This is a genomic window from Pseudomonas sp. MWU13-2105, from assembly GCF_023242315.1.
GTDB lineage: Bacteria > Pseudomonadota > Gammaproteobacteria > Pseudomonadales > Pseudomonadaceae > Aquipseudomonas.
On sequence record NZ_JALLIY010000011.1, the window covers coordinates 191,730 to 204,335 of the forward strand.

Below are 12,606 nucleotides of genomic sequence, written 5' to 3' on the forward strand. Positions count from 1 at the left end.
GGATTTTTTAAGTGTGGACACTTTGTGGACATTTTCAGCTTTTTGAAAGCGCGAAAACTAAAGGTCCAGAAACGCCAAAGCCCCGTATTACGGGGCTTTGATGTATGGTGCCGGCACCAGGAGTCGAACCCGGGACCTACTGATTACAAGTCAGTTGCTCTACCAACTGAGCTATACCGGCGTGTTAGGGCGACGATTATAGCGATTGGCGAGGTTCTGTAAACCCCTGATATTTGACTATTTTTGCGAAGACGGCTTTCTTGCGATCCGCCGCTACCGACAACCTTGGGCCTTGTCCTGATCCGTCGCCCGTGCCGCCGCGATCACCGCCAGCAACCGGCCCGCTATTTCAGCCGCCTGCTCGGCCGACGCCACGTTGGTAAAACTCATCAACAACCCACCTTCCTCTCCGCCCAGCAGTTGCCAGCGCGACAACGGCTCAATCGACAATCCCGCCACCCGCGCCTGCTCGGCTATCCGGAAATCCGGCACCCCAATCAACAGCCGCACCAGCAGATTGATCCCTCCAGCTTGCGGGTCGACCTTCAATATCCCGCCGCCCAGCTCTTCCAGCGCCTTGACCAGCAACGCCCGACGCACGCTGTACAACTGGCGCATTTTCTTCAAATGCCGAGTGAAGTGCCCCTGGCTCAGAAAATCGCTGACCGTCGCCTGCAGCAGTTCCGGGCAGCGATTGCGCCACAGCCGGGCAACCTGTTCAAAGCGCTCGACCTGTTCCCGGGGCACCACCAGATACGCCAGGCGCAATCCCGGAAACAGCATCTTGCTGAAGGTCCCGGCGTACATCACGCGGTCATGCACGTCCTGGCTCTTCAGCGCTGGTAACGGACGACCGCGATAGCGAAACTCGCTGTCATAGTCGTCTTCCAGCACCCAGCTCGACTGCCCCCGCGCCCAATCCAGCAGTTCCCGCCGCCGCTCCGGGCTCAAGGCCACGCCCAACGGGCTCTGGTGGGCCGGGCTGACCACCGCCAACCGCGCCGTCGGACTCAGACGAATACCGTGCTCCACCCGCAAACCATCGGCATCCACCGGCACCGGTATCAGCTCTACGCCACGATTGAGCAGGATCTGCCGCGCATGCACATAACCCGGGTCCTCGAACCAGCAATCCTGACCCGTCATTTCCAGGCTTTCGCAGACCAGTTCGAGCACGGCGTTGTAACCGGTGCAGATAAACACCTGGTCCGGTGTGCATTGCACGCCCCGATACAAGCCCAGGTACGTGGCAATGGCCGAGCGCAGCGGCGCGTAGCCTCTCGGATCGCTGAAGCCCAGGCCGGCGATATCGGTTTGCCGGGCGCGCTGGGTGATCAGCCGGCTCCAGAGTTTTCGCGGGAACGCATCCAGCGCCGGCAGCCCCATTTGCAGGGGCAACGGTTGATCCTGTTCGCTCGACACGGCGCTTGCCGTTGGCGGACTGGGAGTCGCCGTCACCGGCAGATCAAGGGCAATGACGGTCCCAGCCTGCCCCCGCGCCGTCAGGTAGCCCTCGCTGATCAGCAGCTCATAAGCCGTTTCGACCGTGCCCCGCGCCAGATTGAGTTCAGCCGCCAGGGCACGCACCGAAGGCACGCGGTCACCGGGCCGCAATTGGCCGTCGTCGATGGCGCTGCGAATACGGCGATAGACCACCAGGTATTTGGGCAACCCAGGTTCAGTGGCGGCTTTGGCAATGGGCATGGCGTTTTCCGTGGTCATGCAGAACCGCCGCAGTTTAACCCCATGGCTGGGCGGATCAGCAGCGCTCATGTCCCAAACGGCTTGCTCGATCTTGGCCCTGTTGGCCGATTCCAACGCGCCGCAGACTGCCGGCCATGATTCCACCGACCTCAAATGGGAGCCATCCATGACTCAACGTCTCAATTATCTCGACGCCGCCCCCCTGGGCTACAAAGCGCTGTTTGGCGTCAAAAGCTATTTGCAAAGCTGCGGGCTCGAAGCGCATTTGATCGATCTTGTGTACCTGCGGGTTTCGCAGATCAATGGCTGCGCCTTCTGCATCAGCCAGCATTCCCGCGACCTGATCAAACTCGGCGTGAGCCTCGACAAGGTCCTGCTGGTGCCGGTCTGGCGCGAAGGCGGGGCGTTGTTCGATAGCCGTGAACGCGCCGCCCTGGCCTGGGCCGAAAGCGTGACCCGGGTACACGAAACCGAGGTGCCCGACGAGGACTTCCAGGCCGTGTCCGCCGTGTTCGGCGAAAAGGAAGTGGCCGACCTGACCCTGGCGGTCGCCCTGATGAACGCTCTAAACCGCGTCGGCGTCAGTTTTCGCCTGGTGCCGGCCAGTGTGCGTCAGCAGGAGGAAATCTCCCATGGCCAATGACCTCGAATACGCACTGGTCGAAAGCCCAGCCCAGTGCCGCGAGTGTTTTGCCGTGATGCAGGAGCTGCGCCCGCATCTGTCCGATGTGGAGTCCTTCGTCGAGCAGGTCTTTCGTCAGGGCGAGCAGGGCTTTCGCCTGCTGGCGCTGCGCGAGCATGGGCAGGTGATCGGCCTGGCCGGCTTTCGGGTGACGGAGAGCACCCTGTATGGGCGCTTCGTCTATGTCGATGACCTGGTGGTGACGGCTTCGCAACAGCGGCGCGAGCTGGGCGCCGGGCTGCTGGAGGAAGTGCGTCGTCATGCGCGGGCCTTGGGTTATCGCTATCTGGTGCTGGATACCGGGATGCATATGCCCTTGGCGCAACGCTTCTATTTCCGCCAGGGGTTGTTGGCCAAGGGCATGCACTTTTCCCAGGACCTGAATCCGGGGCGGACGCTATGAGCCGCGCCCTGTTGTTGAACTTCAGCCCCCATGGCACCGCGGCCCGGGTTTATCGCCTGGCCGCCGATGTGCTGGGCAACCGGCCCGGCGTCAGCACGGTCATGCATCGCCAGTTGGGCGGCGAACCGCTGCCCGCCTTGAGCAGCGACTACGCGACGGCCGTGACCTCGGTCGCCGGTATGGAGAACGTCGCTATCCATGCCTCCGAGCGGCAGATCGTCGAGCTTGAGACCAGCGATCTGCTGGTGCTGTGCACGCCGCTGCACAATTTCACGCTGCCCGCCGCGATGAAGCTGTGGATCGATCATGTGGTGCGCATTCAGCGCAGCTTCGGGGTGAACAGTGCAGGGGAGAAGTTTGGCCTGCTCAAGGACCGCCCGACCTTCGTGCTGGTCAGTTCCGGGGGCTTTATCCAGGGCGAACGGGCGCGTCAGCCGGACTTTCTCACGCCTTATTTAAAGGCGATTCTTGGCTCCATCGGTATTCATCAGCTGACGTTTATCTATCTGGAGGGCACTGTCCGGGGGGGCGAGACGGTTGAGCAAGGTTTGGCGGTCGCTCGGGAGGCATTGCTGAGGGGGCTTCAGGTCAATGCGAGAACCTGTAGGAGCCAGCTTGCTGGCGATGAGGCCAGTGAGTCTTGCATCGCCTGAGCGGACGCAATCGCCGGCAAGCCAGCTTCCATAGAGGTTTCTGGTGTTTTCAAGACGGCAGGCAGGAGCGGAAAAAGGCGGCGTTATGCCCGCTGACCAGAACGCTTATGCACAAGTGGCTGGTCATGTGTGCGCTGAAGATGCGAATTTGTGGACCCGTTCTCATCACGGCGCAACTGTCTGTTTTTCCGGAGATTTATTTTGTGAGCAAAAATTGATCAGTCAGCTTTTTACTCTGTAGGCGGCGTTTTCAGGGCGTCTGCGGGAAAAGCATCAACAGACTTATCCACAGGCCGCGTCGTGCGTCAGGGTGATTAATGGCGCTCTGCCAGTAGCATAAGATTGCGCGGCGTCAACGGACTTTCGCAAAATAACCCCAGGCGCACGGCATAGCCTTGCTCCTCGAGGAACAGTGCGCGGTCGAGCACCAGCCAGAGTTCCAGCGGACGGCGGAACAAGCCGCGGAGCAGTTCCAGGTTGCGCACCTGCGCCAGTCGTTGCCAGCCAGCGGCCTCCAATTCCGGCCAGTTCTGCGCGCCGACTGTGGATAACTCCTTGAGCGCGGCCAGGTCGCGGCAGTAGTCGGCGAACGGTTTGTCGAGCCAGGCGCTGGGCAGCGAAGGGGTGGGCAGGTAGTCGTCGGTTTGCCGCAGACGGCGTTGCAGCAGGTCGAAGGCCAGGCGCCGGGCCATGGAGGTGTCGCGCTGGCGGCGGACCCGGGCACCGGCGGTGACGGTTTCGCTCAGGGGCAGGGCGAGGTCGTCCAGGGATAGACGCAGGGGCGAGGTCTGGGCGGCGGCGGATAAGGGCTGGTAGCTCGCGGCGCTGATGCGGTTGTAGCAGCAGGGGGCGATCGCCAGTTGCCGACAGCCGGCGTGGCTGGCCAGTTGCATCAGGCGTACGTGGAGGTCGCCGCAGGCGTGGAGGGCGACCGGGGTGCGTTCGGCGCTCAGATGGGCGGCGGCATCCAGGGCGAGGACGTCTTGTTGCAGGTGCTGGGCCGGCAGATGGTGGTGCCGGCTGAGCTGCTGGCCGCTGGCGATCAGCGCCGGGTCGTATTCCAGGCAGGTCAGTTGCTGGCCGGGTTGCAGCAGGCGGCGGCCAAGGTGGCCTTTGCCGGAACACCAGTCGAGCCAGTGGCTCGGCGCTTGGGTGAAGTCGAGGCGGGCGGCGAAGGCTTCGATCTGTTGCCATTTGCGTCCGGGGACGTCGACGTTCAGGCGCTGGTTGGCCGGGGGCCGGGCGCTGTCGGGAAGGGTTCCGACAGTCGCCAATGCCGCGGACTCAGCCGCCAGCGCGGGGAAGGGCGCGGGGGCAGAGAGGTGTTCCGGGTGGTTGTGGCTGGCTTCGGCATCGTCGAGGCTGCGTTGGCGGAGCCAGGTGGCGAGTTCCGGGTGTTGGCTTTCCCACGGTAGATGAAGGTGACTGAATGGGCGTGGGCGCCACAGGTGCTGGTGCGCCGAGAGGAATGCGTCCAGGGCCTTGAAGCGCGTGTGCAGGGCGGGGCCTTGGAGGATGACGGGCATGCTGCGGGTTCCGGAGTGGCGTCTTTGCGGGTAAGCGCCAATGTAAAGCAATCACGGGATATGTAGGAGCCGGTTTGCTGGCGAAACCAGGCTCCTCAATGACTGGGGATCGACGGCGCCGCTCAATGCGGCGGCCTGGAACGACGGTCAGTGCTTAAGCGCCACGCTAACCGACTCAGCAATCGGAGTGGTTGGATGCCCCAGCAGGCGACTCAGTTGGCGGGAATCATCAAACAGGTCGCCTTTGGCTGCCGCGGCATCAGAATCGGCAAGCAACGCCGCCAACCCTTCCGGCAGGCCTATGCCAATGAGCGCGGCCTTGTATTGCTCCTGGGGAAGATCGTTGTAGACAACGGCGTTACCCGATTGTCTGGCGACTTCCGTGGCCAGTTCCGATAACGAGTAGCTCTCGTCACCTGCCAACTCGTAAACCTTGCCTGCTTGTCCTTCACGGGTCAGCACAATGGCTGCCGCCTCGGCATAATCTGCTCGAGAAGCGGATGAGATGCGACCCTCTTGGGCACTTCCCAGAATGGCTCCATGCTCGACCGCCGGCGCCAGGCCAGCGGTGTAATTCTCGCTGTACCAACCATTACGCAGCAATACGTAACCCAGCCCGGACTCTACCAGCGCTTGCTCGGTGTCCCGATGCTCGACCGCCAAGCCCAGCGTCGACCGGTCTGCGTGTAGCAGGCTGGTGTACGCCAACAGATGCACACCTGCCGATTTAGCCGCCTGAATGACCGCACGATGCTGTGCGCTGCGTTGTCCGACTTCGCTGGAAGAAATAAGCAGCAGCCGATCTACGCCGACCAGGGCGCGATTGAGCGATTCGGGCTGGCCATATTCTGCCTGGCGAACATTGACGCCTTTGGCGCTGAGGTCTTGCGCCTTGAGCGGATCGCGTACCAATGCGACCAGTTTGTCCGGGGAGACGCTTTTAAGCAGCTCGTCAATAACAAGGCGGCCTAACTGGCCTGTAGCACCCGTGACAGCAATCATGAGAAGTACCTTGATTTCAATGGAAGGAATGGTCATCTTACGATTCAAGCTAACTAATAGTAAGTACGTACAAAAAGGTAAGTGTTATGAGCCACCCCGAAAACCCTCCTCATACCTTTTCCGCAAAAGTCCGTCGCGGTGAACTCCTGCAAGCCGATTGTCCATCGCGAGAGGTCCTCAAACATATGACCAGTCGGTGGGGCGTGCTGGTGCTGGTGGTTCTGTTGGAGGGCACACATCGTTTCAGTGAGCTGCGCAGAAAAATCGGCGGAGTGAGCGAGAAAATGCTTTCACAGACACTTCAGGGGCTGGAGGGGGATGGGCTGGTCCATCGGCTCTCTCGCCCGGTAGTGCCGCCCTACGTGGAATACAGGTTGACGCCCCTGGGAAAAGCCGCCGCCGCCAAGGTGGAAGCAATGGTCGACTGGATCGAAGACAACTTGCCCGAGATCATGCAGTTCAGGAGAGAAAGCACGATCGCGGACAAAGAGCTGACCTGAGGATCAGGTGCCCGAGGTAATGGAGGTTGACGATCTGGTGGATGCGGCGCTAGCGGCCCTGACAGGCATCCACCCGCATCCAGCGCTCCACCTGCTTGAACGCTTGCACCAGCAGGAACGAGATCACCAGGTAGAACACCCCCGCGGTGAAGAACATATCCACCGTCAGGTAGTTGCGCGCAATGATGGTCCGGGTCATGCCGGTCAGTTCCAGCAGGGTCACGGTACTCGCCAGCGAGCTGGCTTTGAGCATCAGGATCACTTCGTTGCTATAGGCCGGCAGGCCGATCCGCGCCGCGCGCGGCAGGATGATGTAGACCATCGCCTTGGCCCGCGACATCCCCAGCGCCCGCGCCGCTTCGATCTCGCCCGGCGGGATGGCCTGGATCGCCCCTCGCAGGATTTCCGCGATATACGCGGTGGTATGTAAGGTCATGGTCGCCGTCGCACACCAGAACGGGTTGCGCAGGTAAGGCCACATGAAGCTGTCGCGAATCGCGTCGAACTGTGCCAGGCCGTAATACACCAGGAACAGTTGCACCAGCAGCGGCGTCCCGCGGAAAAAGAAGATATAGGCGTAGGGCAGGGAGCGCACATACCAGAGCTTCGAAGCCCGGGCGATTCCCAGCGGCACCGCCAGGATCAACCCCAGCACCACGGCGATGCCCACCAGTTCCAGGGTCAGCAGCGCGCCCTGGAAGAACTTCGGCAGCCATTTGAAGATGACTTCCCATTCCATTATGTGGTCCTCACAAAACCGCGAGCGGCACGTTTTTCCAGGAAATGCATGCCGGTCATGGCCAGGACGGTCAGGCCCAGGTACATAAAGGCCGCCACCAGGTAGAAGGTGAACGGCAGCTTGCTGAACAGCACGGCGTTCTGCGCCTGGCGCATGATTTCTTCCAGGCTGATCACCGAGACCAGCGCGGTGTCCTTCATCAGGATCATGAACAGGTTGCCCAGGCCCGGCAGGGCGATGCGCCACATCTGCGGCATGATCAGCCGGGCGAAGATTCGCACCTTGGACATGCCCAGCGCCACCCCAGCTTCCCGATGCCCCTTGGGGATCGCCAGGATCGCCCCGCGAAACACTTCGGTGGCGTAGGCGCCAAAGCACAGGCCCAGGGCGATCACCCCGGCGGCGAACGGGTTCAAGGCCAGTTCGGGGTTACCGAACGCCTCGCCCAAGGCGCTCATCAGGTTGACGGTGCCGTAATACATCAACAACACCCAGAGCAGTTCCGGCACGCCACGAACCAGGGTCGAATAGGCGCCCCCCAGCCATTGCAGCGGTTTGTACGGTGAAGTCTTGGCCAAGGCGCCGAGCAGCCCGAGCACCAGTCCCAGGCAGAGGGCGCAGAGCGCAAGCTTGACGGTCATCAGCGCCCCGGCGGCGAGCGCCGGGCCGAATCCATAGAGGTCGATATTCATGGGCAGAGGCAGGCTTTACCAGGGACAGCCGGTACCTTGCGTTGAGGTGCCGGCCATCGGGGCAGGTCAGAGGATGCTGAACGGGAAGTACTTGTCGTTGATCTTCTTGTAAGTACCGTCGGCGATGATTTCCTTCAGCGCGGCGTTCAGCTTCTCACGCAGGGCATCGTCCTTTTTACGCACGGCGATGCCGATCTTGTCGCTCTCTTCCACCGGGTTGCCCTTGAACTCGTAAGGCTTGCCGGCTTCGCTCTTCAGCCATTCGTAGTTGACGTACTTGTCCGCCAGGATGGCGTCCAGGCGTCCGGCCTGCAGGTCGAGGTAGGCGTTTTCCTGGGTGTCGTAGAGCTTGATGGTGACGTCGTCGCCCAGGTGGTCATCCAGCCAGCTGCCGGCCAGGGTCGCGCGCTGGGCGCCGATGATCTTGCCCTTGAGCGAGGCCTTGTCGGTCTTGAACTCGGCGTCTTTCTTGGCCGCGATGAATTGCAGCTTGTTGGAGTAGTACGGGTCGGTGAAGTCGACCGCCTGCTTGCGCTCTTCGGTGATCGACATCGAGGAGATCAGGAAGTCGAACTTCTTGGTCTGTAGGGCCGGAATGATCCCGTCCCAGTCGGAGGTCACGACCGTGCACTCGACCTTCATCTTGGCGCACAGGGCGTCGCCGATGTCCTTGTCGAAGCCCACGACCTGGCCGCTGGCATCCTTGTTGTTGAACGGTGGGTAGGCGGCCTCGATGCCCATTTTCAGGGTTTCGGCAAAGGCACTGGCGCTGAAGGCCATGGAGACGGCAGCGGCCAGAAGGAATTTTTTGCAGGTCTGCATGCGGGTTGCTCCGTTAGCGGTTGCTGGACATGAATTGTTTGCAGCGCGCCGACAGCGGGTTGTCGAACACCTGCTGCGGGGTTCCTTGTTCTTCCACCAGGCCCTGGTGCAGGAACACCACTTCACTGGAGACCTGGCGGGCAAAGCCCATTTCGTGGGTGACCAGCAGCATGGTGCGGCCTTCCTCGGCCAGGGCGCGGATCACGTTGAGGACTTCCTGGACCATTTCCGGGTCGAGGGCCGAGGTCGGCTCGTCGAACAGGATGACCTTGGGCTGCATGGCCAGGGTCCGGGCGATGGCCGCGCGCTGTTGCTGGCCGCCGGACAGTTGCGACGGGTAGGCATGGCGCTTGTCGGCGATGCCGACCTTGGCCAGCAGCGCTTCGGCCACTTCGATGGCCTCGGCCTTGCTCTGCCCGAGCACCCGCCGTGGCGCCTCGATGATGTTGTCGAGGATGCTCATGTGCGGCCAGAGGTTGAAGTTCTGGAACACAAAGCCGATTTCGCTGCGCAGGCGGTTGATCTGCTTGCCGTCGGCGGCCACCAGCTCGCCGTTTTTCGCGGCCTTGAGCTTGAGTTCCTCGCCGTTGACCAGGATCTGCCCCTGGTGCGGGTTCTCCAGCAGGTTGATGCAACGCAGGAAGGTCGACTTGCCGGAACCGGAGGAGCCCAGGATCGAGATCACATCACCGTCGCGGGCGGTCAGCGAGATGCCTTTCAGTACCTCCAGCTCACCGTAGCGTTTGTGCAAGTTGCGGATTTCAAGCGCGGGCGTGGCCTCAGCCATGTGCGGTCCTCATGGTGTTCTGTCGTGCTCCTGCTATTGGCGGCCTTCCTGGCGAGCGCCAAGCTAGCATAGGGAAAAGCCGCTACAGGACGGATGGGTGACAGGTTGTCGCATCGGCACAGCAGTCTGTCGCCCCGGCAACAACCGAACGCCTGTTTGATCCGTCGTCCTGACTCGGCAGTCGCTTAAAAAAAGGCGCGATGGTGCCAGCTTTGGCCAGGGCTGGGAAGGGTAAACCCGCTGAGTGGGCATAGGTGCGCTCTGAAATGGTGCGTTACTTTATTTTATGAGTGTTTCTGGTGCGATAGCGCGCTGGAAATCTGTGTGCCTCGGTAACGCTTTGGCAAATAGCCATTAATCTCAAGGGGTTACGTTTTCACGCTGACAGGGCTTCCAGGCCACGGAAACTGGGGCGATGTAATATTTTGGCGCAATTTTTGCGTAAAAAATAAAATACGCCCCCGTTGGATTCATTTGACACACATTCCAATGTGTAGGGCGCGCTCTTCATTGCAAAGGTAATCTCAATGAGTAGTACGCATAATTCCAATAATCTGGAGCAAGGGCTCAAGTCGCGGCATGTGACCATGCTGTCGATTGCCGGGGTGATCGGGGCCGGGTTGTTTGTCGGTTCCGGGCACGCGATCGCCGAAGCCGGTCCCGCTGTACTGATGGCCTACGCTGCCGCCGGGGCCCTGGTGGTGCTGGTGATGCGCATGCTCGCCGAAATGGCCGTGGCTTCGCCGGATACCGGCTCCTTTTCGACCTACGCCGACCGTGCCATCGGGCACTGGGCCGGCTTCACCATCGGCTGGCTGTACTGGTGGTTCTGGGTGCTGGTGATCCCGCTGGAGGCCAATGCCGCCGCGACCATCCTGCATGCCTGGTTCCCCAACGTGGCGATCTGGGCCTTTACCCTGATCATTACCTTGCTGCTGACCGCGACCAACCTGTTCAGCGTGAAGAACTACGGCGAGTTCGAGTTCTGGTTCGCGCTGATCAAGGTGATCGCGATCATCGCCTTTATCGTGCTGGGTGTGCTGGCGATCTTTGGCTTGCTGCCGACCAGCCAGGTCAGCGGCGTGTCGCATCTGGTGGACACCGTGGGCTTCTTGCCCAATGGCATGGGCGCGGTATTGGCCGCGATGCTGACCACCATGTTCTCGTTCATGGGTACGGAAATCGTCACCATTGCCGCGGCCGAATCGAAAGATCCGGGCAAGCAGATCTCCAAGGCCACCAACTCGGTGATCTGGCGGATCGGCCTGTTCTACCTGGTGTCGATCTTTATCGTGGTCGCGCTGGTGCCGTGGAATGACCCGAGCCTGGCGGCGGTCGGTTCCTATCAGGTGGTGCTGGATCGCATGGGCATTCCGAATGCCAAGCTGATCGTTGACCTGGTGGTCTTGGTAGCGGTGACCAGTTGCCTGAACTCGGCGCTGTATACCGCATCGCGGATGCTCTTTTCCCTCGGCAAGCGCGGTGATGCGCCGGCCGTGTCCAAGCGCACCAATGACAGCGGCACGCCTTACTGGGCGGTGATGCTGTCGACGGCGGCGGCCTTCCTGGCGGTGTTCGCCAACTATGTCGCACCGGCAGCGGTGTTCGAGTTCCTGTTGGCCAGCTCCGGTGCCATTGCGTTGTTGGTGTACCTGGTGATCGCGGTGTCGCAGCTGCGCATGCGCCGTCAGCGCATGGCCAAGGGCGAGAAGATCGCCTTCAAGATGTGGCTGTTCCCCGGGCTGACCTGGGCGGTGATCGTGTTCATCGTCGCGGTGTTGGGCGTGATGTTGTGCCAGGAGGCCCATCGCGTCGAAATCCTCGCCACGGGCCTGCTCAGTGTGCTGGTGGTGGCCGCCGGTTTGCTGGTAGCGCGCCGTCGCCGGATCGAGAAAGCCGGGCGGGTGGTGTTGAACTGAGGCGCTGTGGCGGCTAGCCGGCGGCTTTCTGTAGCGCTTGCGAGGCCGCCACATAATCGGCCTGGAAGGCCGGGCTCTCGATCCAGGCCAGGGCCGCTTCCTCAGTGGCCTCGGTGGACCACTGGCGGTATTCGATCAGTGCCGAAAGGATAAAGTCCGTCGCTTCTTCCTCGCCCTCCTGCTCCAACACCAGCGCCAGCAGCGGATCCTCCAGGAACACGCTGCACATGGCCTGCTGGCTGCCGTGCTCGGCGTCGCGCATTCTCTTGAACAGGTCGGTCAGGTCGACCGAAGCGAAGTCGATGCGGTCGTCATCCAGCGGCAGCGCCTCGGCCGGCTCGCTGGCGCGCCGGGTGCGGTTCTGCTTGGCCTTGGCTTTCGCCCGTTGCGCGCGTTTGTCTTGCTTGTTCTGGGATGCCATGGACTCGGGTGCTTTCACAAAGAGGTAAGCGCGCAATTATCCTCCGTGCGCCGCCGCAATTCCAATCTTCCCCGGTGTCCCCGCCCGCAGCTCGCCTTTCTCCAGCCAGTGCAGCGCAATCGGCCAGAGCTTTTCCTGATACTGGCTGCGAAAAAAAGCGAAATGCCCCACCTCTGATTCATCGATATCTTCCGGCGCCTTGACCCGGGCAAACGGCAACGCCGCCAGCCCGACCGCGCAGCCACCGAAGCTGTGGGCGACGACATCGATGGGCTGGCCGGGATGCTCGCGCGTCGCCCGTTGCAGCATGGCCTCGAAATCCAGCGCGCCCCAGTCGGTCCAGGAGGCCTTGAGCCCGCGCAGCGTGGCCGGGCGCGATTCGCCGATGCCGCGATAATCGTAGGTGATGACATCCATGCCATTGGCAAACAGGTAGTCGGCAAAGCGCGAGTAATGGCGGCAGCGCACCGAGGTTGCGGCATTGATGATCACCACGGGGCGCACGCCAGCGCTGTCAGCGTGGCGCCAGGCAAAGCCGCCCAGGGCGAAGCCGTCGGCGGCCGGTTCAATGAACGCCTCGACGCGGGATGTCGCAGGGTGGTGCGAGTTGTTGATCGAGCTCATTGGCGGCTTCCTGGCATGCAGTGTGTCTGATCCCTGAGTGCAATTGGCGCCCCGATACAGTGCTTGCAGCTGTGCAAATTGATGGCCGATACTGCGGTCGCTATCGGCGCACGGGACGCTCACCTTCAGGCA

Annotated in this window: 14 protein-coding genes and 1 tRNA gene; 5 read left to right on the forward strand and 10 right to left on the reverse strand. The window is 61.8% G+C overall.

Translation table 11 applies throughout. The features are described 5' to 3' along the window. Window positions 1-105 precede the first annotated feature (105 nt). Both M5B96_RS17815 and M5B96_RS17820 read right to left on the reverse strand, forming a co-directional pair. Window positions 106-181 (reverse strand) — tRNA-Thr (locus M5B96_RS17815). A gap of 92 nt (window positions 182-273) precedes the next feature. Next, the gene (locus tag M5B96_RS17820) at window positions 274-1,704 is read right to left on the reverse strand and encodes a PLP-dependent aminotransferase family protein (RefSeq protein ID WP_248798041.1); all 1,431 of its coding nucleotides are present in this window, start codon (window positions 1,702-1,704) and stop codon (window positions 274-276) included. 166 nt (window positions 1,705-1,870) lie between these two features. On the opposite strand from M5B96_RS17820, the gene M5B96_RS17825 reads away from it, so the two are divergent. The 3 genes from M5B96_RS17825 to M5B96_RS17835 are packed head-to-tail and all read left to right on the forward strand — an operon-like array spanning window position 1,871 to window position 3,442. After that, complete coding sequence (locus tag M5B96_RS17825) at window positions 1,871-2,347, forward strand: carboxymuconolactone decarboxylase family protein (RefSeq protein ID WP_248798042.1); 477 nt, start codon at window positions 1,871-1,873, stop codon at window positions 2,345-2,347. Further along, the gene (locus M5B96_RS17830) at window positions 2,337-2,789 is read left to right on the forward strand and encodes a GNAT family N-acetyltransferase (RefSeq protein WP_248798043.1); all 453 of its coding nucleotides are present in this window, start codon (window positions 2,337-2,339) and stop codon (window positions 2,787-2,789) included. Before M5B96_RS17825 ends, M5B96_RS17830 begins: the two co-directional genes overlap by 11 nt. Beyond that, a complete protein-coding gene (locus M5B96_RS17835) occupies window positions 2,786-3,442 on the forward strand; it encodes an FMN-dependent NADH-azoreductase (RefSeq protein ID WP_248798044.1) in 657 nt (218 codons plus the stop codon). The genes M5B96_RS17830 and M5B96_RS17835 overlap by 4 nt, the downstream gene beginning before the upstream one ends. Window positions 3,443-3,756: 314 nt before the next feature. Here the strand turns inward: M5B96_RS17835 and M5B96_RS17840 are convergent, their stop codons facing one another. Continuing rightward, window positions 3,757-4,968 (reverse strand): methyltransferase, encoded by a 1,212-nt coding sequence (locus tag M5B96_RS17840; RefSeq protein WP_248798045.1) that lies wholly within the window; start codon window positions 4,966-4,968, stop codon window positions 3,757-3,759. Window positions 4,969-5,115: 147 nt separating this feature from the next. Next, the gene (locus M5B96_RS17845; RefSeq protein WP_248798113.1) at window positions 5,116-5,970 is read right to left on the reverse strand and encodes an SDR family oxidoreductase; all 855 of its coding nucleotides are present in this window, start codon (window positions 5,968-5,970) and stop codon (window positions 5,116-5,118) included. An 86-nt stretch (window positions 5,971-6,056) separates the two neighbouring features. On the opposite strand from M5B96_RS17845, the gene M5B96_RS17850 reads away from it, so the two are divergent. Continuing rightward, on the forward strand, window positions 6,057-6,470 hold the full coding sequence (locus M5B96_RS17850) for a winged helix-turn-helix transcriptional regulator (RefSeq protein ID WP_248798046.1): 414 nt from the start codon (window positions 6,057-6,059) through the stop codon (window positions 6,468-6,470). Between the two features lie 49 nt (window positions 6,471-6,519). Here M5B96_RS17850 and M5B96_RS17855 read toward each other — a convergent pair whose 3' ends face one another. From M5B96_RS17855 to M5B96_RS17870, 4 genes are all read right to left on the reverse strand, one after another. Beyond that, window positions 6,520-7,209, reverse strand: a complete 690-nt coding sequence (locus M5B96_RS17855) for an ABC transporter permease (protein ID WP_248798047.1) — start codon at window positions 7,207-7,209, stop codon at window positions 6,520-6,522. Further along, window positions 7,209-7,901 (reverse strand): ABC transporter permease, encoded by a 693-nt coding sequence (locus M5B96_RS17860; protein ID WP_248798048.1) that lies wholly within the window; start codon window positions 7,899-7,901, stop codon window positions 7,209-7,211. Before M5B96_RS17860 ends, M5B96_RS17855 begins: the two co-directional genes overlap by 1 nt. A 66-nt stretch (window positions 7,902-7,967) precedes the next feature. Next, window positions 7,968-8,723: an ABC transporter substrate-binding protein gene (locus tag M5B96_RS17865; protein ID WP_248798049.1), complete on the reverse strand. Its 756-nt coding sequence runs from the start codon at window positions 8,721-8,723 to the stop codon at window positions 7,968-7,970. 13 nt (window positions 8,724-8,736) lie between these two features. Beyond that, a complete protein-coding gene (locus M5B96_RS17870) occupies window positions 8,737-9,510 on the reverse strand; it encodes an ABC transporter ATP-binding protein (protein WP_100943963.1) in 774 nt (257 codons plus the stop codon). 527 nt (window positions 9,511-10,037) lie between these two features. On the opposite strand from M5B96_RS17870, the gene gabP reads away from it, so the two are divergent. Then, window positions 10,038-11,429, forward strand: coding sequence for a GABA permease (gene gabP, locus M5B96_RS17875; protein ID WP_248798050.1), 1,392 nt, complete (start codon window positions 10,038-10,040; stop codon window positions 11,427-11,429). Between the two features lie 13 nt (window positions 11,430-11,442). Here the strand turns inward: gabP and M5B96_RS17880 are convergent, their stop codons facing one another. Further along, window positions 11,443-11,850 carry a hypothetical protein gene (locus M5B96_RS17880; RefSeq protein WP_248798051.1) on the reverse strand — a complete coding sequence of 136 codons (408 nt, stop codon included), beginning with the start codon at window positions 11,848-11,850 and terminating at the stop codon, window positions 11,443-11,445. Between the two features lie 36 nt (window positions 11,851-11,886). After that, window positions 11,887-12,474 (reverse strand): alpha/beta fold hydrolase, encoded by a 588-nt coding sequence (locus M5B96_RS17885; protein ID WP_248798052.1) that lies wholly within the window; start codon window positions 12,472-12,474, stop codon window positions 11,887-11,889. Between the last annotated feature and the right edge of the window lie 132 nt (window positions 12,475-12,606).

Coding starts and splice junctions, on each gene's coding strand:
- M5B96_RS17820 (WP_248798041.1), bottom strand. CDS start 1,704: ATGCCCATTGCCAAAGCCGCCACTGAACCTGGGTTGCCCAAATACCTG.
- M5B96_RS17825 (WP_248798042.1), top strand. CDS start 1,871: ATGACTCAACGTCTCAATTATCTCGACGCCGCCCCCCTGGGCTACAAA.
- M5B96_RS17830 (WP_248798043.1), top strand. CDS start 2,337: ATGGCCAATGACCTCGAATACGCACTGGTCGAAAGCCCAGCCCAGTGC.
- M5B96_RS17835 (WP_248798044.1), top strand. CDS start 2,786: ATGAGCCGCGCCCTGTTGTTGAACTTCAGCCCCCATGGCACCGCGGCC.
- M5B96_RS17840 (WP_248798045.1), bottom strand. CDS start 4,968: ATGCCCGTCATCCTCCAAGGCCCCGCCCTGCACACGCGCTTCAAGGCC.
- M5B96_RS17845 (WP_248798113.1), bottom strand. CDS start 5,970: ATGATTGCTGTCACGGGTGCTACAGGCCAGTTAGGCCGCCTTGTTATT.
- M5B96_RS17850 (WP_248798046.1), top strand. CDS start 6,057: ATGAGCCACCCCGAAAACCCTCCTCATACCTTTTCCGCAAAAGTCCGT.
- M5B96_RS17855 (WP_248798047.1), bottom strand. CDS start 7,209: ATGGAATGGGAAGTCATCTTCAAATGGCTGCCGAAGTTCTTCCAGGGC.
- M5B96_RS17860 (WP_248798048.1), bottom strand. CDS start 7,901: ATGAATATCGACCTCTATGGATTCGGCCCGGCGCTCGCCGCCGGGGCG.
- M5B96_RS17865 (WP_248798049.1), bottom strand. CDS start 8,723: ATGCAGACCTGCAAAAAATTCCTTCTGGCCGCTGCCGTCTCCATGGCC.
- M5B96_RS17870 (WP_100943963.1), bottom strand. CDS start 9,510: ATGGCTGAGGCCACGCCCGCGCTTGAAATCCGCAACTTGCACAAACGC.
- gabP (WP_248798050.1), top strand. CDS start 10,038: ATGAGTAGTACGCATAATTCCAATAATCTGGAGCAAGGGCTCAAGTCG.
- M5B96_RS17880 (WP_248798051.1), bottom strand. CDS start 11,850: ATGGCATCCCAGAACAAGCAAGACAAACGCGCGCAACGGGCGAAAGCC.
- M5B96_RS17885 (WP_248798052.1), bottom strand. CDS start 12,474: ATGAGCTCGATCAACAACTCGCACCACCCTGCGACATCCCGCGTCGAG.